Annotated in this window: 11 protein-coding genes; 3 read left to right on the plus strand and 8 right to left on the minus strand. The window is 41.2% G+C overall.

Annotated elements, in window-relative coordinates; translation table 11 throughout:
- Window positions 1-25: 25 nt before the first annotated feature.
- The 7 genes from map to CNR22_20175 form a co-directional block, all read right to left on the minus strand.
- Entirely contained in the window at window positions 26-823 is a 798-nt protein-coding gene (gene map / locus CNR22_20145) for a type I methionyl aminopeptidase (protein PBQ33989.1), read from the minus strand.
- Window positions 820-1,281: a hydrolase gene (locus CNR22_20150; protein ID PBQ33990.1), complete on the minus strand. Its 462-nt coding sequence runs from the start codon at window positions 1,279-1,281 to the stop codon at window positions 820-822. The genes map and CNR22_20150 overlap by 4 nt, the downstream gene beginning before the upstream one ends.
- 4 nt (window positions 1,282-1,285) lie before the next feature.
- A complete protein-coding gene (locus tag CNR22_20155; GenBank protein ID PBQ33991.1) occupies window positions 1,286-1,894 on the minus strand; it encodes a 2,3-bisphosphoglycerate-dependent phosphoglycerate mutase in 609 nt (202 codons plus the stop codon).
- Between the two features lie 156 nt (window positions 1,895-2,050).
- Complete coding sequence (locus CNR22_20160) at window positions 2,051-3,826, minus strand: hypothetical protein (GenBank protein ID PBQ33992.1); 1,776 nt, start codon at window positions 3,824-3,826, stop codon at window positions 2,051-2,053.
- A gap of 1 nt (window position 3,827) precedes the next feature.
- Window positions 3,828-4,403, minus strand: a complete 576-nt coding sequence (locus tag CNR22_20165; protein PBQ33993.1) for a heat-shock protein — start codon at window positions 4,401-4,403, stop codon at window positions 3,828-3,830.
- A gap of 276 nt (window positions 4,404-4,679) precedes the next feature.
- Window positions 4,680-10,688, minus strand: a complete 6,009-nt coding sequence (locus tag CNR22_20170) for a hypothetical protein (GenBank protein PBQ33994.1) — start codon at window positions 10,686-10,688, stop codon at window positions 4,680-4,682.
- A 389-nt stretch (window positions 10,689-11,077) separates the two neighbouring features.
- Window positions 11,078-12,211 carry an FAD-dependent oxidoreductase gene (locus tag CNR22_20175; GenBank protein PBQ33995.1) on the minus strand — a complete coding sequence of 378 codons (1,134 nt, stop codon included), beginning with the start codon at window positions 12,209-12,211 and terminating at the stop codon, window positions 11,078-11,080.
- 67 nt (window positions 12,212-12,278) lie between these two features.
- Here CNR22_20175 and CNR22_20180 point away from each other — a divergent pair, with 67 nt between their 5' ends.
- Genes CNR22_20180 through CNR22_20190 form a run of 3 tightly spaced genes read left to right on the plus strand, consistent with a single transcriptional unit; the run spans window position 12,279 to window position 17,600 of the window.
- On the plus strand, window positions 12,279-16,064 hold the full coding sequence (locus CNR22_20180; GenBank protein PBQ33996.1) for a hypothetical protein: 3,786 nt from the start codon (window positions 12,279-12,281) through the stop codon (window positions 16,062-16,064).
- 8 nt (window positions 16,065-16,072) lie between these two features.
- Window positions 16,073-17,038, plus strand: coding sequence for a hypothetical protein (locus tag CNR22_20185; GenBank protein ID PBQ33997.1), 966 nt, complete (start codon window positions 16,073-16,075; stop codon window positions 17,036-17,038).
- 31 nt (window positions 17,039-17,069) lie between these two features.
- A complete protein-coding gene (locus tag CNR22_20190) occupies window positions 17,070-17,600 on the plus strand; it encodes a hypothetical protein (protein PBQ33998.1) in 531 nt (176 codons plus the stop codon).
- Window positions 17,601-18,166: 566 nt separating this feature from the next.
- Here CNR22_20190 and CNR22_20195 read toward each other — a convergent pair.
- Window positions 18,167-20,434: an aconitate hydratase gene (locus tag CNR22_20195; GenBank protein PBQ33999.1), complete on the minus strand. Its 2,268-nt coding sequence runs from the start codon at window positions 20,432-20,434 to the stop codon at window positions 18,167-18,169.
- Between the last annotated feature and the right edge of the window lie 107 nt (window positions 20,435-20,541).

A 20,541-nucleotide genomic window follows, 5' to 3' on the forward strand; every position in this document is an offset into this window, starting at 1 on the left:
TTTATTAAATACGGAGATCTAAAAATTATTTTACCAGTGCCAATGCCTCTTCAATATACGCGTAGGAACTAAGTATTTCAGGTTTTCCATCAATCACCGCTACATCATGCTCAAAGTGGGCACTCGGTTTATTGTCAGCTGTAATAATCGTCCAGCCGTCGTTTAATTGTTTAATGTTTTTTGTCCCCATGTTAATCATAGGTTCAATAGCGAGTACCATGCCTTCTTTAATTTTAGGACCATCCCCGCGTTTTCCATAATTAGGAACTTCTGGTTCTTCGTGCATAGTTCTTCCAAGACCGTGACCCACTAACTCTCTCACTACGCCAAATCCGTTTTTTTCAGCGTGTTGCTGAATGGCGTGACTAATATCTCCAATCCGGTTACCACTTACCATTTGCTGGATGCCGAGGTAAAGACTTTCTTTGGTTACTTCAATCAGTTTTTTCACTTCGGCGCTCACTTCACCCACGGCAAACGTGTAGGCGTGGTCTCCATAAAAGCCATTTTTCTTAACACCACAATCCACCGAAATAATGTCTCCCTCTTTTAAAGCTTGTTTGGTTGGAATACCATGTACTACAGCTTCGTTAATTGAAATACAAAGTGTTGCAGGAAAATCAGGAGCGCCTCTGGGACCTTTAAAGCCTTTAAAAGCGGGAATTCCGCCATTATCACGAATGTATTCTTCAGCAAGTTTATCAAGATTGGCAGGAATAACTCCTGGTTTTATTTCGCGGGCAATAATACCTAAAGTACGCGACACCATCAGCGCCGACTCGCGCATCAATTCAATCTCTTCTCTATTTTTTAAGTAAATCATTTTGTTCCGAATATTTTTTTAAAGATAGAGCTTTCACTTTTCTTATAATTGTGATGAGCCTCTGCATTTTTTAATTGATGAGAGAAGTCGCCCCCTTCAGGATGAAGTGCTTGCCAGACCTCGCTCCAGCCTATGAAACCGCCTATGCATCTGTCGTCGATGAAAATATCTGCATTCAATTTGCGTGAGGTTTTTTCATCAAGTACTTCTTCAGGATAATTTTTATTTACGGCGTAAAATTCCACACCATTTTCTTTGCAGTAATTTACGGCGTCCTGCAAAAGATCGCCCGTGCGAATGGTCCACAAAATAAGCTTGTGACCTTTTTGCTGCAATGCCTTTAAAGTCGCAAAAGCGAAGAGCATCTCTTTTCCAATGGCTGGATACTTATGCTCTACAACAGTTCCATCAAAATCGATGGCCAGTACTTTGCTATTTTCACTTAAAAAGGATTTCATTGTTTTATAAATTTTTTGCTGATAAAACCTTCATGTCTTTATCCAGTTCATAAAGCCGAGGTTGTGCCGTGCCAATTTCAAATTCTAAAATTTGTTCTGGGGTCATTTTTTCAAGATACATGATCAACGCACGAAGACTATTGCCATGAGCAGCGATCACAACATTTTTTCCGGCCTTTAATTTCGGAATAATTTCAGATTCAAAATAAGGAATCACACGCGCCGCCGTGTCTTTAAGACTTTCTCCGTTTGGGGGCGGAATGTCGTAACTTCTGCGCCATACTTTTACTTGTTCTTCACCGTATTTGTTTGCGGTTTCTGTTTTATCAAGTCCTTGCAAGTCGCCGTACATGCGTTCGTTCAGCGCTTTATCATAAACGGGTTTAAGAGGCGCGTGTTCTGCTGTTTCTAATGCCAGGTTCAAAGTGTTTTGCGCTCTTTTAAGGTCAGACGCGTAGGCATAATCAAAGGACATTCCTTTTAATTTTACTCCCGCATTTTTAGCTTCTTCAATGCCTTTTGGAGTTAATTCAACATCTACCCATCCTGTAAATTTGTTTTCTAAATTCCAGGTGCTTTGTCCGTGACGGAAAATAATTAATTGTGCCATAATTTTGAGGCAACAAATATAGGGTTAAATAGCTAAAATTCAGGGAGATTTTAATCAAACCGAGATCAAAAAAAATATTAAATTATGATGCGTTAGGCCTTAAAGTGTGAATAGATGAAAGCCTGGAGAACTCAAAATTACAACTGAACACACTTAGAGCTAGATCTCAATTGCCTTTTTAAAATCAACAAGATTGTCAGCAGTTCCCGGTAGTTCTTGCAGGCTAAAAGTTTTGCTTTCGGCTTCAGCTGATTTTCTAAAAAGTTCTTTGTTGCAGAGGTACAGCTTATTTTTAGTGAACACGCAAATAGAATAGGTCTTTTGGGGATCATAAACCATTTTAAAGTTAGTGGCTTTGTCTAAAGCATACACTGTTTTATTAGAATGATCGATAAGATAAATGAGATCCGGGCTAACTGCTTTTTGACTTTCCTGCATTACAAAAGTAGGAACTGTTGTATTTCCAGCAGGGGCAGAGTGTGGACAATCGGAATTATAAATACCAAAACGTGATACCTGGAAGAGCCGGGTAGCTTTAACCTGCAGACTCATGGCATTAAAATTAGAAGCCATCTCATTTTGTTCTGCCACATTGTATTTAGCCTGCATGGCTGCTTTTTCTTTATCGTAATCTGCTTGTTTTTTCTTTTGTTCAGCCAAATAAGCAGCTTGTTTGGATTGCATTTCGGCTAGTAATTTTTTTTCTTGTTGCACCCGTTTTTCAACAAGACTTTCGTAAGCCTCAAATTTTTGCTGGTAAATGGTTTCAGCTTTTTCGAATTCATTTTCCGGAAGAACAGGATAGACAACCAGTTTTTCAGAGCGGTTACGGTAGATCAGGTTCAGGATATAATTTTTTCCTTTTACAGGTCCCTGCGAAATTTTCACATCACTCCACGTGATCTCGTGTAATTCCTTAGTGTAATTTTTATTTTCGGGTCCCACTTCAAAAACGATATTATCGAAAGCTGCGAGTTCAGGGAACTCAGAATAACTGCCATCTAACTTAAAGGTAGGCTTGCCGGGATTGAATTTTACAGGTTTTGCAGGCTCTTTAGGTCTGGGTAGTTTATCTGCCTTTGCTGTATATACTACTCTTACGCTGTCAATTTTCTTAGGAATTATTTTTTCTATTTCATTTTTTAAGACCTCAAGCTTTGTATTCCTCGCAGCTGGTAAATTGACAGCAGTTTGTGCTTTCTTTTTATTTTCGAATGCCTTATCTTTTTGAATATACTTCCAGTTTCTTTCAAGTGTATCGAGGTAGTATTGATTGAATTTGTCTTCAGTAGTTGCAGAAGCCAATTCTACCTCAAGACTTTTATCGGATTTAATAAAAACGGGTTCGCCATCCTGAGAGCCTTTTATATCAAACATTCCGGCGCTTTCAAGATTATAATGCCTTCCAGAACTATCATAGGCCATAGGAATACCGCTGGCGATAACATCTCCCATATCATGAAATTCCTGGTACTCAATAGTTACGTCTCCAACAATGTCTTTCCCGTTTTTATCTACAAAACTATTTTTGGGAACTTTGATTTTAGAGGATGTTGTATGCGTAATATTTCCTCCTTTTGCATTATTTACCTTGTAGGTGGAGTAAGAAGGTTTTAATTTTTGCGAAGGAGCATTTATAAATGCTGGCTTACTGGTATTTTTTGGAGTAGTATTCTGAGTAATTAATGTTTCATGCGTTTTGTTGTTTTGTTGTTGATTGCTGAATAAAGAAAAATAAGTAACGGTACAAACTACCGTTATTCCGGCTATTACCGTGGAGTATCGGATTTTCTTATTCTGCCACCAACTCTCATCCCCGCGGGCCTGTTTTAAACTTTGCTGTTTAAAGCGTTCAACTAATTCAGTAAAATTCTGGTGTTGCTTAATCTCCTCGTCGCTTACTTTCGGTCTGTCTATATTAAATTTAGGGCTCATACTACACTTTTAATTTACTCAATGATTTTTTTAATTTCTCAATAATCCTGTACATGCGTACTTTGGCGTTAACTTCGGTAATGTCTAATATTTCGGCGATTTCTTTAAAAGGCCTTTTCTCAAAGAACCGTAATTCAACCATTTGCAAATCATCGCTGTTTAACTCAAGGATAAGTCTTTTTATAGCCGGAATATATTCTTCAAAAAAAGGCTCTTCGTTTTCTTCGCAAATAAAACGCAGATCGCCAATGTCAGCATTTACAGCACGTTTGTCTTTCTGTGTTCTAAAAAGCTGCATCACTTCGTTATGAGCGATACGGTACAGCCAGCTGGCAAAAGGCACACCTTTAAACTGGTATTTAGGGAGGTTCGTAAGTGCTTTTAGAAAAACCTGCCCCGTAATATCAAAGGCAGTATCTTTTGAATCCATACGTTGATGCACGTAATTAAAGATCTGCTTGTAGTACTTGTTATACAAAGGAGCAAATTTTTCCGGATTAAGCTTCGCAGCTTCGATAATTACTAACTCCTCGTTAAGCTGCTGATTAGTGTGGTGAAAATGGGGGTTAATTGCCATAGTGGAGGGTTAAAACTGCTTATAGACTTATAACCTAAATAAGCCCGCAGGGTTACGCCAAAATTTCAAATAACTTTACCTTTATAATTAAGTACTTGATACTCAGTTACATTTTTTTTATGTTAAATGAGTGGAATGGCTTTTATTTAGGGTGAAACGTATGTCTCAATGAGTGAAGTGATTTGTTTTATGTAGCAGACCGCTCAAAAAAGCTAATTTTAATCTCTTCTCATTAAAAAAGGCAGCTCGTTGGAAGCTGCCTTTTTATTAAAACCTTTAGCGTATGACCGTGACGTGGCCAACCATGAAATGATTTTTATTAAAGACATCTGTTACCTGGGCTTTCCAGGTGTAAGTATCTTCTTTAATGCTTTCATCATCTTTCGATTGACCGTTCCATACATCTGTAATGTCATTCGTTTTAAATACCTGGTGTCCCCAACGGTCATATATTTGCAAAGTAAATTTAATTATACCTACTCCTTTGGGTCTGAAATCATCATTCACACCATCGCCATTGGGTGTAAAAACGTTTGGAAAATAAACCGTGTAAGATGGTTTGATATCCAGAACCTGCATGATCGTATCTATGCAACCGAATTGATTTTTTGCTATCTGCACAACCATTGGTTTGGTTTGTCTCAGATTTTTAATGAGGTGTGTGAAGTCAGGGGTACTGAAATTAGATCCATCACTTACATAATAACGTATGCTATTTGCATCTGCGGAAGCCCCATTACTAATGGTAATAATAGGCTCATCTTCGTCAACCTGCTCTGGTTCAACTTTAAAGCCGGCCTTAGGAAGGGGATAAACGTTGATGTAACCCGGAAAAAGTTGTCTGGTTCTGCAACCAGCATTGCTCACAAGCGTTAAGTCTACATCGTAATTTCCGGAAGCAGGGAAGCAACGTGTTGCAGCAGAGAATGTGGTAGTTGGACTGCCATCACTGAAATCCCAGGCAGTAGTCCACGATCCGGTAGCAATACTGGACGCATCTTTAAAATTAACGCACAGGGTAGGACAGCCAGATTTAAAATCAGAAGAAACGCCTGCTATTACTTTTGGATTTACTGTTACCTGTCTTAAAGTATCGTCAGAGCAACCAAACTCGCTCGTTACAGTAAGATGGATCTGGTAATTACCAGGAGCACTATAAACATAACTTGGTGTAAGTGTTGTTTGATCTGGTATATTATCTCCGTTAAAGTCCCAGTCAAACCTTGTAAGAGCTCCATCCTGGGTGGTAGATAAATCCGTGAAGGATAATTTTTCCGTAGCACAAATGGTGGTGTGGGTAAAGTTAGCGGTAGGTTTATTATGCACAATCACATTCGAGGCAAAGTTGCTTGAACAATTTTTATCGGTTACGGCAATCAGTGTTGTTGCATAGGTTCCTGGGCTGGCATACTGATGCGACGGAGTAATTAATCCAGAGGTGTTAGCTGAACCAGAGGACGGATCACCGAAATTCCAGGCATAAGTCACAATATTACCCTGCGTCAGGTTATTAAATTGGGTGTTCTGCCCTATGCAGGTCTGGGAGTTCGTGAAACTCACTGAAGGTAGAGGATAAACCGTAATGGTTGAATTAAAAGTACTAGAACAGCCAAGGTCTGATGTTGAAGTTAACCCCACCGTGTAGGTACCGGCACTTAAGAAAGGGTAAGCCGCGTCAGTAGTAGTTAAAGTCGTATTGTCAATAGCCCAACTGAACCCTGCTGGAGAACCCTCCGGAAAGCTCGTGGAGTTTGTAAATACACTAGGCAAACCTAAACAATTATTAGAAGTGGTGTAAAATGCAACCGGATTCTGATAAATTTTAACTACATCTTGAAAAGTATCTCTACACCCAAATGTATTTAAAACAATAAGCGCAGCGGTATAAGTCCCGGAGTTAGAGTAGGTGAAAGAAGGGTTAGGAGCAAGACTGCCCAATACCCCATTGTTATATTGATACCAGGAGTAACCAGCTGTGTTAAGTGTTGGCGTTAGATTTGTAAATTGAGTAGGACTTCCTAGGCAGACTGCATTGCTTGCGAAATTTGCTACAGGCACAGGAAACACTGTGATAGTCTTGGCAACGATAAGACTGCAAGTTAAAGGTACAGCGAGTAATGTTCCTTCGGGATAACTCAGTTCGGTCAACGAAACCGCATAGACACTGTAAGAGTTATTTGTCTGGAAAAAATGGGTAGGATTTGATAAGGTGGATGTTGGAGTTGCGCTGTTATCATTAAAGTTCCATAGATGTGAATCAATAGTATAACCTGTTGGTATGGTACTTGAATTTGAAAATTTCGTAGAATCACCATAACAAAATTTACTAGCGGTCCAGTTTACAAATGGTTTAGGGTAAACGATAATAGGAGCGCTAGTGTCCTTTTTGCAACCGAAAGTAGAGATGGCAGTTAATATAATAGTGTAAGTATTATAAGCTGTATATTTATGATTAACAGAATAGGTAGATGAAACATTTGTGTAAGTTGTAGTTTGTCCATCGCCAAAATTCAAAGAGTAAGATTGAACGGCATCGGCAAAAATGTCGATATTCGTGTTTATACGAATAGAATCATTTACACAAGAGTTATGGGTAGGCGTAACGGTAACCCCAGGATAAGGATGAATAGTCAGACCCCCAACGGTTGAACTGGAACATCCTAAAAGCGAAGTGGCACCTAGTGTAACGGTGTAAACCCCATAGGTACTATAATTAGCAGCTGGGAGCATTTGGTTGGAAGTAGTTCCGTTGCCAAAATTCCAGGTGTAAGTAGTAATGCTTCCGGTTAATATATTTTGGGTAACCGAAAACTGAACGGGGGCTCCCTGGCAGGCATCGTGGGGACTGAAACTCAGTTCTGGAAGTGGATCTATCACGAGTGTATTTATTACGGTAGCGATACATCCCTTGTCGGATGTTGCCATAACTGTTGGATTTTTGGTTCCGGCAGTTGTGTAGGTAAAAACTGGATTTTGAGAAACTAAAGAAGCTGTGCTTGCAAAGAAAGTCGTGTAGCTTGCTATAGAACCGGGCGCCGGTACAGTAGCGTTTGACGTAAATTGGCTAGGAGTATTTAAACAGCCCCCATTAACTGCAGATGTGAGGGTTGGAACTGGGTCTACGGAGACGGATTTTGTAATCGTGGTTAAACACTCATTGTTGGTTATGAGTGAATAGGTCACAACGTAGTTGCCAATCGCGGCGTAAGTATGGCTTGTGATGGCGTTTGACCCAAAGGTTCCATCCCCAAAATCCCAATTCATAGCATAAATAACACCAGGAGGAGCTATCGTGGGGTTGCTGGTAAATTGCACTCCACTATTCAGGCAGGTTGTACCGCTGGTTGTAAAATTTCCGACTGCTGAAGGATAAATGTCTATTGTTTTCTGCGCAACAGAAGTACATCCCATATCACTGGTGGCCGTGAAAGTAACATTATAGTTACCTGGTACAGTCCAGGTATGCGAACTCAGGGTTGTTGAACTTGGCAATATGGCAAAATTTCCGTCTGCATAATTCCAGAACAAGCTACCTACAGAGGCGGTGGGTAGAGGAACAGGGGAAATAGTAGCCGAAGTGTTGATAGTAACAGGTAAATTAACGCAACCTGAATTTAAAGAAAAACTTAACTGTGGCAAGGGATGCACCTGTATAACATGGGTTGCCGTATCCTTACAATTACGATTTGTAGTAGTGATATGTGTGACTGTATACGTGCCATAACTTGGAAAATTAATTGTCCCCGGATTTGAAAAGGTACTAATACCCGCAGGGAAGCCGAAATCCCAATAGCTACTGGCAATACTGCTCGCACCAATACTTGCGACGGATGAATTGTTGGTATAGGTGAAAGGAAGCGAACAATTATTTAATGTGGCGTAGGTAAATGAGGCAACGGGATTTGGATAAATTGTTATAAGAACCGTCTGGGTCGAAGGACAATTGGCATTACTCACTATGCTAAGGGTAAGTACAAAAGTATTTGTTTGGGCATATAGATGTATGGGATTCTGCAGGGTCGATGTATTCGCCGCTCCTGAAGAGGGTTCTCCGAAATCCCAGGCATAACTAGTGATGGTTCCACTCGATGGATTTGCGGAAGCTGTAAAGACCGCACTTTCACAAGAAGCAGGGACAGATACGGTTAAAGTTGGGAGTGGGAAAACCTGGATCTTTTGGGTAACAGTGTCGCCGCAACCTAAATTAGAAACACCAATAAGTTTTACCGTATAATTACCAATAGAAGGGAAAAAATAAGTGGGATTTGTTGCAGTAGTCGTATTTGTTCCCCCGAAACTCCAGGTGTAAGTTACAAATCCAGAAGAGATACTTGAATTATTTGTAAAGGTAAAGTTCTGAGTACAGGCATTAACAGAGGTTGTGGTAAACGCGACAGTAGGCGAAGGTGAAATTTGCAGGCTATGGCTAATTGCAGCATAACAATTGTGATTACTCATGGCTAATAAACTTACCGTATAAATGCCGGGCGCGGTATAAGTGTGCACGGGACTAGGTTGTGCAGAAGTTTGACCATCACCGAAATTCCAACTGAAACCAGCAAGGCTTCCGGCCGCAACCGAAGTGGATATAGATGGCGTAAATGCTGTACCATTTTTATCGCATAAAGGATTTGCAGTAAAGTCAATAATAGGAGGTGGAAAAATGCCCATAGTTTGGGTAAGTGTGGAAATACAGCCCTGGTTACTTTGTCCCACGAGGGTTAAAGTGTATATCCCAATAGTGGTGTAGGTTTCCGTTGGATTATCTGTATAGGTGGTTTGTACAGAAGTATTCCCTGTGCCTAATGACCAGGTGTAACCAACAATAGATCCAACTGGGATATTCGAGGTGTTGGTAAACTGAACAAGGCTGTTTATACAATTTGTAAAAGGAACAAAGCTAAGGTTAGGGTTAGGATAAATGGTTACAAAACTTATAGTAGAGTCTGCACAGCCCCGGTTGGATACGGCTCGTAGTTTAACAGCATAGGTTCCTGAATTCGCATACACGTGAACTGGATTGGGGGCGGTTGATACAGGCGTTCCATCTCCAAAATCCCAGTAAAAAGATTGTATAAAACCGCTGGAAATGGTCTTAGTGCTTATAAAGCTATATGTTGGTGCGCAGGCACTGGCGTTTCCTGCGGTGAAAGATAAAACCGGTGCAGGTAAATTCGTTAGAGTGTGCGAAAATGTTGGTCCTGGGCAACCTGGTACCAATAAAGTTGTACAGGTGTAAACACCAGGAATGGTTGCAATAATACACTGGTTAGGATCATTCACAACACCTGGTCCATTCCAGTTAGTTGTCAAAAAACCGGCAGGAGCGCACATAGCAACAGGAGTGTTAGGACAGGCAGTATCCTGCACTGCAGTTTCGTAACTTGTACAAATACCGTCAAGATAAGCATACGCAAAGTGACCGGAAGGACCACAGTCATAAACGGTAAACTGAAGCGTAACATTTTGACCGATGTTTGGAGTAAGGTCAACCGTAACGTTGGTCCAGGGTTTATAAATTACGGGAGAATTATTTCCGGGAGCTCCTAATGCAGAAGTACTGTAACCGGTAACACCGCTTCCGGCAGAAACCTGGTAAAATGTACAGGTAATAGGGTTGCCCAGTGTATCAATAATCTCACTGGTAAAGCGGGGTTGATCTGCCACGCTATGTCCACCGTCGTTTAAAACAGCTGCGTAACGGTAAGTAAAATTTGCAGTTGCCGCGGTAACAAAAAAGGTTTGTGAAATACGATCCGCCCTACCACCGGTGGCAGTGCTTCCCAGTCTTGCCGAAGAACTTCCACCACCTGGATAAACCATAGGAAAACCACCATAAGGATCATTCCCGGTGGTGCTGATTATCGTTTGATCTCCATTTGCAGTGCCACAGCAACCGGCCACATTGGTTAAGGGATTAAAACCGGTGCTTCTTGTCCAGCCTGCAAAAGTGCCTTGCTCAAAATCAATGTTGGTACAGGGTCCCGCGTTTGTATAAGCTCCGTTATATTTTTTTCCCTTAGCGCCAACAGGTTCGTGGGTCACCCAAACCAGATCTTCATCCTTTACGTGTTTATGAGTGAGTTGCTCAAGGTAAATAGATTTCTGACCCGCAATCATTTCAGCCCTTTCAGCTGCTGTCATGTGTTTTTTGTCAGCAACTCCGTTCCAGTACTTATAATTAAAGAAACCGGTATCTGCCTGCAAAGCTTTCTGTTTCTGAGAAAAAGCGGTGACTGAAACAAAAAAAGTCAATATAAAAAGAAGGTAAATTTTTGATTTCATTTTTCGGTGCAATTATTTCTGTGTGTTGTCACTTATATTCTGTTTTTTATAGGTATACTTAAATATCTGTAAATTAGTTTTTTACATTACTTTAAGAGCGCTTTTTTTATAAATAGTCACTACTCGAAAAGAGTGTTAAAGATAGTAAAATTACTGATTCAAAAAAGAGCATTTTTTATATATTTCTGTTAAGGTTTTTCTTTTTAAGGTCTATTTCACAAATGTTTACGGACTAATACGGAAAAGGTTTTTAACAAGTTATGCAATTTAGACGAAGCATTGTTTTTTAACCTCGAAAAACTGAGAATTGCGTGCGCTCAATCCATTTTAACAAAAAGAGCTTCAAATTTTAACACTATCTTAACAAAAATACGGCTTTAAACTTTTTATCAGGAAATTTTCTTTGAAGCTTCTTCGCCTACGTAACTGCCAATGGCTATTCCCATTCCGCCCATACGCACTGCCGCCAGAACATTAGCACTTACAAACTTAATAATAGGCTGTTTTTCTGAACCTACACCCATTATTCCACTCCATCTTTGATCAATTTCGAAACGGGTATCAGGCAAGATCATTTCCTTTAATAATTTTTGCAGGTGATCTTGAATTTTAGAATTTAGTCCCTGTTGTTGAGTTGTTTCTTTTTTGAAATCCAGATTTCTACCCCCGCCGAACAAAATCCTGTTATCTATGTTTCGGAAATAATAGTAGCCCTTAAAAAAATGAAATGCCCCTTTTATTTTAAGGTTAGTAATAGGTTTTGTTATTAAAACCTGCGCTCTTGCAGGTTCAACGTCCTTTATAGAAAGAAGTGTTTTGGCAAAACCATTCGTTGCAACAACTACTTTAAGGGCTTTAAAAATTCCTTTGTCGCTAATTATTTCAACGCTTCTCCCCAAATCGTTAAACCCTGAAACAGTTACACCATTTAAAATTTCAATCCCTTTTTTGCGGGCGAGCAGTGTAAGGTTTTTCATCATCAACTGCGTGTCAAGTTGTCCTTCGAATGCGTTTAAGATTGCGCCCTTTGTTCCATTGAAACGCATTTTTCCAGTTGAAACTTCAGAGTAACATGTTTTAAAACCTAGAACGCGTTTCATTTCCTTGTTTAAAAAAGGAAGTTGCTCCCTGCATTGCAGAAATTCTTTTTCATCGGTGAATAATTCAAAGCCGCCATATGGCCTATAATCTATGTTTTTATCTTTCAGGCGATCTCTTAAAATTTGGAGGCCATCGCTTCTCATTTTTACTGTTTTCCACACGCTTGTTTCAGGCATCTGGCTGAGGTCATCCAACACTTCGCCCGCACTGCCAAAACAGGCAAAACCGGCGTTTTTGGTACTTGCTCCATTAGGCATGAATCCCGATTCAAGAATTAACACAGAGGCCCTGGGATTCTTTTCCCTGAAAGAAATGGCTGTACTAAGCCCTACAATCCCGCTTCCAATGACCAGTAAATCAAAGGGATTAAAAAAATGTTTTCTTTCCCAATAGCTATAGTTTTGGTCGTTAATAAATTGCATAAAACGTGCGTTTAAGGAAGGATTTTTTTTGTAAATTTATTTCCTTAATTAGAGTATTCCAATAGACATGTTTTTTAATTTTAAGCGGGTAGTATTTTTCACTTCTTTAGTATTTAGTTGTTTTTCTTTTTTTGCACAAGACATTTTGGTCGAAGTTCAGGGTACCGTCTCTGATGAAACTTCCGATTTGAGTGGAGTGAACCTCCAGGTTAACCAGGGAGGCAAGGTTCTTAATAATGCTTTAACCGATCCAACGGGAAAGTATAATTTCAATGTTCCCCTCGGCGGCGAATTTTTGATTGTAGTTTCCAAAGCCGGTTATGTATCGAAAAAATTCACCATTAGTACTAACGGTGTAACACCTGAGCGTGCAGCTTTAAAATTTAAGCCCATTGGTGCAGAGATCTCTTTATTTAAAAAAGTGGATGGAGTAGATTATTCTGTCTTAAATCAACCTATTATTAAATACGTTTATAATCCCACAAAAGAAAACTTCGAATACGATAAAGGATATTTAAACCAGATGCTTGAAGCCCTTGAAACTGTTAAAGAAGCAGAGAGAGCTGTCAAAAATAAGGAAAAAGCATTAGCGGGAAATTACACGGACCTTTTAAAAGACGGTGATAAGCTTTTTGCTGCAAAAGATTGGCCGGGAGCAACAAGTAAATATCAGGAAGCCTTAAAATTAAAGCCAGCAGAAACCTATCCTAAGACACAGATAGCAGCCATTAACAAGGCAATGGCAGATGCAGAGGCAAAAGCAAAGGCAGATGCGGAAGCAAAAGCAAAAGCAGCGGCAGATGCAGCAGCTAAGAAGGCGGCCGAGGAAGCAGCTGCGAAGGCAAAAGCAGACGCAGAAGCTAAAGCAAAGGCAGAAGCAGACCGATTAGCAAAAGAAAAGGCAGCTGCAGACGCTGCAGCTAAGGCCAAGGCAGAAGCAGACGCATTAGCAAAAAAACAAGCAGAAGAAGCAGCCGCTAAAAAAGCCGCAGACGAGGCAGCAGCAAAGGCCAAAGCAGAAAAAGAATTAGCTGACAAATTAGCAAAAGAAAAAGCAGAAGCAGAAGCAAAAGCCAAAGCTGACGCAGAAGCAAAAGCTAAAGCCGAGGCAGCTGCACTTGCAAAAAAACAAGCAGATGAGGCAGCAGCAAAAGCTAAGGCTGAAGCAGAGGCCAAGGCAAAAGCGGAGGCTGAAGCAGCCGCTAAAAAAGCGGCCGAAGAGGCAGCGGCTAAAGCAAAAGCGGAAGCAGAAGCATTAGCGAAAAAACAAGCAGAGGAAGCAGCAGCTAAAAAGGCAGCGGATGAAGCAGCTGCAAAGGCAAAGGCAGATGCTGAAGCACTAGCCAGGAAACAAGCAGAAGAAGCTGCGGCTAAAAAAGCAGCGGATGAAGCGGCGGCAAAAGCAAAAGCAGAAAAAGAATTAGCAGATAAATTAGCAAAAGAAAAGGCGGAAGCAGAAGCTAAAGCAAAAGCTGAAGCAGATGCCAAAGCAAAAGCGGATGCTGAAGCATTAGCGAAAAAACAAGCAGAAGAGGCAGCGGCAAAAGCTAAGGCTGATGCCCTGGCAAAAGCAAGGGCTGAAGCTGAGGCAGCAGCAAAAAAGGCAGCCGATGAAGCGGCAGCAAAAGCCAAAGCAGATGCGGAAGCATTAGCGAAAAAACAAGCAGAGGAAGCTGCGGCTAAGAAAGCTGCAGAAGAGTCTGCCGCCAAAGCCAAAGCAGAGGCTGAAGCATTGGCAAAGAAACAAGCAGAAGAAGCTGCGGCTAAAAAGGCGGCTGACGAAGCAGCGGCAAAAGCAAAAGCGGAAAAAGAATTAGCAGATAAATTAGCAAGGGAAAAAGCGGAAGCTGAGGCAAAAGCAAAAGCCGAGGCCGAGGCAAAGGCGAAAGCAGATGCAGAAGCTTTAGCGAAAAAACAGGCTGACGAAGCAGCAGCAAAAGCTAAGGCAGAAGCCATGGCAAAGGCAAGAGCAGATGCAGAAGCCGCGGCTAAGAAAGCAGCAGATGATGCAGCAGCAAAGGCTAAGGCAGAGGCTGAAGCATTGGCAAAGAAACAAGCTGAAGAAGCTGCGGCTAAAAAAGCGGCAGATGAAGCGGCAGCCAAAGCAAAAGCAGCGGCAGATGCGGCAGCCAAGGCAAAAGCCGACGCGGAAGCTTTAGCAAAAAAGCAGGCAGAAGAGGCAGCTGCTAAAAAAGCAGCTGAAGACGCAGCTGCGAAAGCTAAGGCAGAGTCAGATGCGAAAGCAAAAGCGGAGGCAGAAAGATTGGCGAAAGAAAAAGCAATGGCAGACGCAGCCGCGAAAGCCAAAGCAGACGCAGAGGCAGCTGCGAAAGCCAAAGCCGAAGCAGATGCGTTAGCAAAAAAATTAGCAGATGAAGCAGCAGCTAAAAAAGCAGCGGAAGATGCAGCAGCAAAAGCGAAAGCAGATGCGGATACTAAAGCCCGATTAGAAGCAGAAAGACTTGCGAAGGAAAAAGCCTCTGCCGACGCGGCCGCCAAGGCGAAGGCAGATGCTGAAGCAGCAGCGAAATTAAAAGCAGAAGCAGATGCGAAAGCGGCGGCAGAAGCGGCAGCAAAGGCTAAAGCAGCAGCTGACGCAGCCGCCAAGGCGAAGGCAGATGCTGAAGCAGCAGCGAAATTAAAATCAGAAGCAGATGCAAAAGCAGCAGCAGATGCAGCAGCTAAGGCTAAAGCAGAGGCGGATGCCAAAGCAAAAGCAGATGCTGAAAGAATAGCAAAAGCCAAAGCGGATGCCGACGCAGCCGCCAAGGCAAAAGCAGAAGCAGATGCAAAAGCGGCAGCAGATGCAGCGGCTAGAGCAAAAGCTGAAGCGGATGCCAAAGCAAAAGCAGATGCTGAAAGAATAGCAAAAGAGAAAGCAGCAGCAGATGCAGCGGCGAAAGCCAAAGCTGACGCAGATGCGAAAGCGGCAGCAGATGCAGCAGCCAAAGCAAAAGCAGAGGCGGATGCCAAAGCAAAAGCAGATGCTGAAAGAATAGCAAAAGAGAAAGCAGCAGCAGATGCAGCGGCGAAAGCCAAAGCAGACGCAGATGCGAAAGCAGCAGCAGATGCAGCAGCTAAAGCAAAAGCAGAGGCTGATGCTAAGGCAAAAGCAGAAGCAGATAGAATTGCGAAAGAAAAAGCAGCAGCAGATGCAGCGGCGAAAGCCAGAGCTGACGCGGATTCAAAAGCAGCAGCAGATGCAGCAGCTAAGGCAAAAGCAGAGGCTGATGCTAAGGCAAAAGCAGAAGCAGATAGAATTGCGAAAGAAAAAGCAGCAGCAGATGCCGCAGCGAAAGCTAAGGCAGATGCTGAAGCAGCGGCGAAAGCCAAAGCTGACGCAGATGCAAAAGCAGCAGCAGACGCAGCCGCTAAAGCAAACGCCGAGGCAGATGCTAAAGCTAAGGCCTTGGCTGACGCCGCTGCCAAAGCCAAAGCAGCAATGACAGCGGGTGCAGCCGATCAGAAATTTAAAGATGCCATTAAAAAAGCAGATGGATTTTTCGCAGCGAAACGCTATGCAGACGCTAAGGGTGTTTATGAAGAAGCTTTATTATTGAAAGGTGGAGATGCTTACGCAAAGGCTCAACTTATAGAATGTGAAAAAGTAATTAATGCTGATGCTGCGCAGAAAGTAGATCAAAGACAAAAGGCATTATTAGCAAAATATCCTGCAGGGGTTACGGAAGAAATGCTCCCTGGTGATGGGGTGGTTATTATTAAACGTGTACTGGTTAAAGGTCAGGTGGCTTATGTTTACGAGAAGAAGATCTTCAATTGGGGCGGGATAGCTTGCTTTAGAGATGGAAATTCGATTACTGAGGTTGTATTTGAGCAGGAAACAAAAAAATAAGGTTTAGTATGTCTGGTTTACCCGCCTTTATGGCCGAAGAAATTTACTGTTCTGTTTGTGGAAATAAAGATCCGAATCATTTTACAGTCAAGTATGAAAAAGAGAATTTTGCGGTAGTTACCTGCAATACCTGTTTATTCCATTTTATACCGCCGTATTACCGTAAAAAGATTGAATACACACAATATAAAAATGCCGATGTTACTGCTGCCGTGCGTGCAGGAAATAACTGGATTAAAGTACAAAGGCATAAGTTAAGGTTTAAGTTTATTCAGAAATTTATCAAGTCCGGAAAATTATTTGATCTCGGAGCTGGGTGGGGACACTTTATGCTTGCGGGAAAAGAGTTAGGTTATGACGTTTATGGGGTAGAGATTTCAGAACAGCCTTATTTATATTGTGTAAACGATTTAAAGTTACCTGTAGATCACATTGATTTTTTTGAAATGGACGAGTCTAAAAAATTCGACGTGATAACCATGTGGGACGTTTTAGAACATATAGATAAGGCGAATCCGTTTTTAGCAAAATGCTCGAAGCTTACAAAGCCGGGTGGTTACTTGTTTTTGCAAGTGCCGCAAATAGATAGTTATTTCGCGAAAAAACATAAGGATAACTGGAAAATGATGGGTCTCGATCACGTAAATTATTTTGGAAAAGAAACTATCACTAAAATTCTTGCAAATAATGGCTATGAAGTGGTGCAGATAAAATCTTCTTTCGAGATCAAGTTATTTATCATGTACACATTACTGCCGCTTATTAAAAAACTAAGGAAAAATAAAAATCAAAACCTTCGCCAAACTAATACAACCATTAATGCTGCTGAACGTCAGCAGTATTTCAATAAGTTTACAAGCCGACCTATGTGGCAACTGAAACTTTTCGTTTTTGTGCATAACCTTATTTACAACACCTTATCTTCTTTAAATGTTGGTGAAGAAATGATGGTGGCTGCCAGAAAAATAAAATAGAACAATGAGTAGGTGGAAAGTCTTTTGTTTAATGTTTTTGATTGTAAGAGCTGTCGCTACCTCTCAAAACTTAGTTCCTGCAGTAGTAGAAAGTAATTTAATTTTTGTTTCAGAAGACAAGGCTGGTCACGCGGTTAAATATTCGGTTGGCAATGCTTATATGCTTTTATCGCTTTCGAACGGAGATTTTACTTTAAATGCAGATCTCTCTGCAATTTCCACAGGAAATAAAAGACAGGATTCTCTTGTTTCCAGTTATGGTAGTCAGATGCTTTCATTCAAAGGAAATATCGGAGAAAATTTAATGGTCTTTAACCGCCAGGAAAATGATGAGAAATCTTATCCTATGTCGGGTGTTCTAACTGTAAATACTAATTCAGTTTCGGGCGTGGCTCAATTCGATCCTATAAATCTTGCTGAAAAAGGAGAAACTAAAAATTACAGAATGGATTTTCTGCTTTCTATTGACCCTTCCAAAATAGTAATCAAAGGCATGGAGAATATGTTTGCCAAGCAGATCGTTTTGGAGATTGTAGCAGGGAAATTGAATGTTCAACAGTAGTGTTCTCGACTACGCTCGAACTGACATCCTGCTATGCTCGAACTGTTCTCGACTACGCTCGAACTGACATCCTGCTATGCTCGAACTGTTCTCGACTACGCTCGAACTGACTCCCGCTATGCTCGAACTGACATCCTGCTATGCTCGAACTGTTCTCGACTACGCTCGAACTGACATCCTGCTGCGCTCGAACTGACTCCTGCTATGCTCGAATTGTTCTCGACTACGCTCGAACTGACTCCTGCTATGCTCGAACTGACATCCTGCTGCGCTCTCATTGACATTTTGCTATGCTCGCACTGACGTTGCTTGCGCTATTGCTGGCCTTAACATCCGCTGGATGTTAATCCTGCTCGAACTGTTCTCGACTACGCTCGAACTGACATCCTGCTGCGCTCGAACTGACATCCTGCTGCGCTCGAACTGACATCCTGCTATGTTCGAACTTACATCCTGATACGCTCAGCAAGACAACATCTGGCAATGTCACTTCGTGGTAGTGGCGAAAATAAAAAAACCGTTTCGATCTGAAACGGTTTTTTTTATGTGTTGAGGTTTGTTATAAATTAAGCTTTGATACTTGCTCTGATAATGTTAAGAGCGCCACCGGCTTTAAACCATTCAATTTGTTGCTGGTTATAAGTATGATTTACACTTATTTCTTCCTTACTTCCATCCGCGTGGTTTAATACCAGTGTTAATGGTGTATTTGGAGCGAAAGAGGTCAAACCAATAATGTCAATTGTATCGTCTTCTAAAATTTTATCGTAATCCGATTTTTCTGCGAAAGTTAAACCCAACATGCCTTGTTTTTTCAAATTGGTTTCGTGAATACGAGCAAATGATTTTACAAGTACAGCACGTACACCTAAGTGACGAGGTTCCATTGCCGCGTGTTCACGTGAAGATCCCTCGCCATAGTTCTCATCGCCCACAACAATAGATCCGATGTTTTGTGCTTTGTAAGCACGTTGAACAGCAGGCACAGCTTCGTGTTTACCGTTTAATTGGTTTTTAACGCTGTCAGTTTTTTCGTTGAAGAAATTAACGGCGCCAATAAGCATGTTGTTAGAAATGTTATCTAAGTGTCCGCGGTATTTTAACCATGGACCCGCCATAGAGATATGGTCTGTAGTACATTTCCCTTTTGCTTTAATAAGAAGTTTTAGTCCTTTTAAATCAACACCTTCCCAGGGAGTAAAAGGATCTAACAATTGTAAACGATCACTTGTTGGAGAAACATTTACCTGAACACCACTTCCATCTGCTGCAGGTGCCTGGAATCCTGCGTCATCCACAGCAAATCCTTTTTTCGGTAATTCATCTCCTTTTGGCTCATCTAATTTTACATTTTCTCCTTTTTCATTTACTAAAGTATCTGTTAAAGGATTAAAAGTAAGATCACCTGCAATAGCCATAGCTGTTACGATTTCAGGTGAGGCTACAAAAGCAAATGTGTTTGGATTACCATCGGCACGTTTCGCAAAGTTTCTGTTGAAAGAGTGAATGATGGTGTTTTTTTCTTGTTTTTCGGCACCCATTCGGTCCCACATGCCAATACATGGTCCACAAGCGTTGGTAAATACTTTTGCTCCGATTTCATCAAAAACATCTAAAAATCCATCACGTTTAATCGTGAAACGAATTTGTTCTGAGCCTGGATTGATCAGGTATTCTGATTTTGATTTTAAGTTTTTTGCGGATACTTGTTTTGCCAGGCTTACTGCGCGAGAAATGTCTTCATACGATGAGTTAGTGCAAGATCCTAAAAGTCCCACCGATATTTTTAAAGGCCAACCATTTTTAATAGCCTCTTCTTTTAATTTTGAAATAGGAGTCGCTAAATCCGGGCTGAAAGGTCCGTTTACATGCGGCTCTAGTTCAGATAAGTTAATTTCGATAATTTGATCAAAATATTTATCAGGATTTGCATACACTTCAGGATCTGCTGTTAAATGCTCGCGGATACCATTTGCTAATTCAGCAACGTCGGCACGACCAGTAGCTTTAAGGTAACGCTCCATAGAATCGTCGTAACCAAAAGTTGAAGTAGTAGCTCCGATCTCAGCGCCCATATTACAAATAGTGCCTTTACCTGTGCAGCTCATTGAAGTTGCACCTTCACCAAAATATTCAACTATTGCACCTGTTCCACCTTTTACAGTAAGAATACCAGCTACTTTTAAAATCACATCTTTTGGCGCTGTCCAACCGCTTAATTTTCCTGTTAACTTAACGCCAATTAATTTTGGAAATTTTAATTCCCATGCTAAGCCTGCCATCACATCGCAAGCATCAGCTCCACCAACACCAATTGCTAACATACCTAAACCACCGGCATTTACCGTGTGAGAATCAGTACCAATCATCATTCCACCTGGAAAAGCATAGTTTTCTAAAACTACCTGGTGAATGATACCTGCTCCTGGCTTCCAGAAACCAATTCCGTATTTATTGGAAACAGATCCTAAGAAATCAAATACTTCTTTACTTTCTTTATTAGCAAAAGCTAAATCTTCAGCGGCGCCATTTTTCGCTGTGATTAAGTGATCACAGTGTACCGTAGAAGGTACTGCTACTTTTGGTCTGCCTGCCTGCATAAATTGCAGTAAAGCCATTTGGGCAGTTGCATCCTGCATAGCAACTCTGTCTGGTGAGAAGTCAACATATGATTTTCCTCTTTCAAAAACATCCGGACTTTGATCGCTGTGTAAGTGCGAATAAAGAATTTTTTCTGTAAGTGTTAAAGGGCGGCCGACCAATTTGCGGGCGGCTTCAACTTTAGAAGGTAATTGTGCGTAAACCTTCTTAATCATGTCAATATCAAAAGCCATAGGAGTTATTTTTATAGACCCCTAAATTATGTAATTATTGGGAATATTAAAACATACATAAACTAAACTTTTGAGTTTTTTGACTGTAACAATAGGGCAAAGCCCTT

This window comes from Sphingobacteriaceae bacterium (assembly GCA_002319075.1).
Classification (GTDB): domain Bacteria; phylum Bacteroidota; class Bacteroidia; order B-17B0; family Aurantibacillaceae; genus Aurantibacillus.

Bases quoted from the DNA above. Each gene is read 5' to 3' on its own strand.
- map (PBQ33989.1), bottom strand. From the start codon at position 823: ATGATTTACTTAAAAAATAGAGAAGAGATTGAATTGATGCGCGAGTCG.
- CNR22_20190 (PBQ33998.1), top strand. From the start codon at position 17,070: ATGTTTTTGATTGTAAGAGCTGTCGCTACCTCTCAAAACTTAGTTCCT.
- CNR22_20195 (PBQ33999.1), bottom strand. From the start codon at position 20,434: ATGGCTTTTGATATTGACATGATTAAGAAGGTTTACGCACAATTACCT.
- CNR22_20165 (PBQ33993.1), bottom strand. From the start codon at position 4,403: ATGGCAATTAACCCCCATTTTCACCACACTAATCAGCAGCTTAACGAG.
- CNR22_20180 (PBQ33996.1), top strand. From the start codon at position 12,279: ATGTTTTTTAATTTTAAGCGGGTAGTATTTTTCACTTCTTTAGTATTT.
- CNR22_20170 (PBQ33994.1), bottom strand. From the start codon at position 10,688: ATGAAATCAAAAATTTACCTTCTTTTTATATTGACTTTTTTTGTTTCA.
- CNR22_20175 (PBQ33995.1), bottom strand. From the start codon at position 12,211: ATGCAATTTATTAACGACCAAAACTATAGCTATTGGGAAAGAAAACAT.
- CNR22_20185 (PBQ33997.1), top strand. From the start codon at position 16,073: ATGTCTGGTTTACCCGCCTTTATGGCCGAAGAAATTTACTGTTCTGTT.
- CNR22_20150 (PBQ33990.1), bottom strand. From the start codon at position 1,281: ATGAAATCCTTTTTAAGTGAAAATAGCAAAGTACTGGCCATCGATTTT.
- CNR22_20160 (PBQ33992.1), bottom strand. From the start codon at position 3,826: ATGAGCCCTAAATTTAATATAGACAGACCGAAAGTAAGCGACGAGGAG.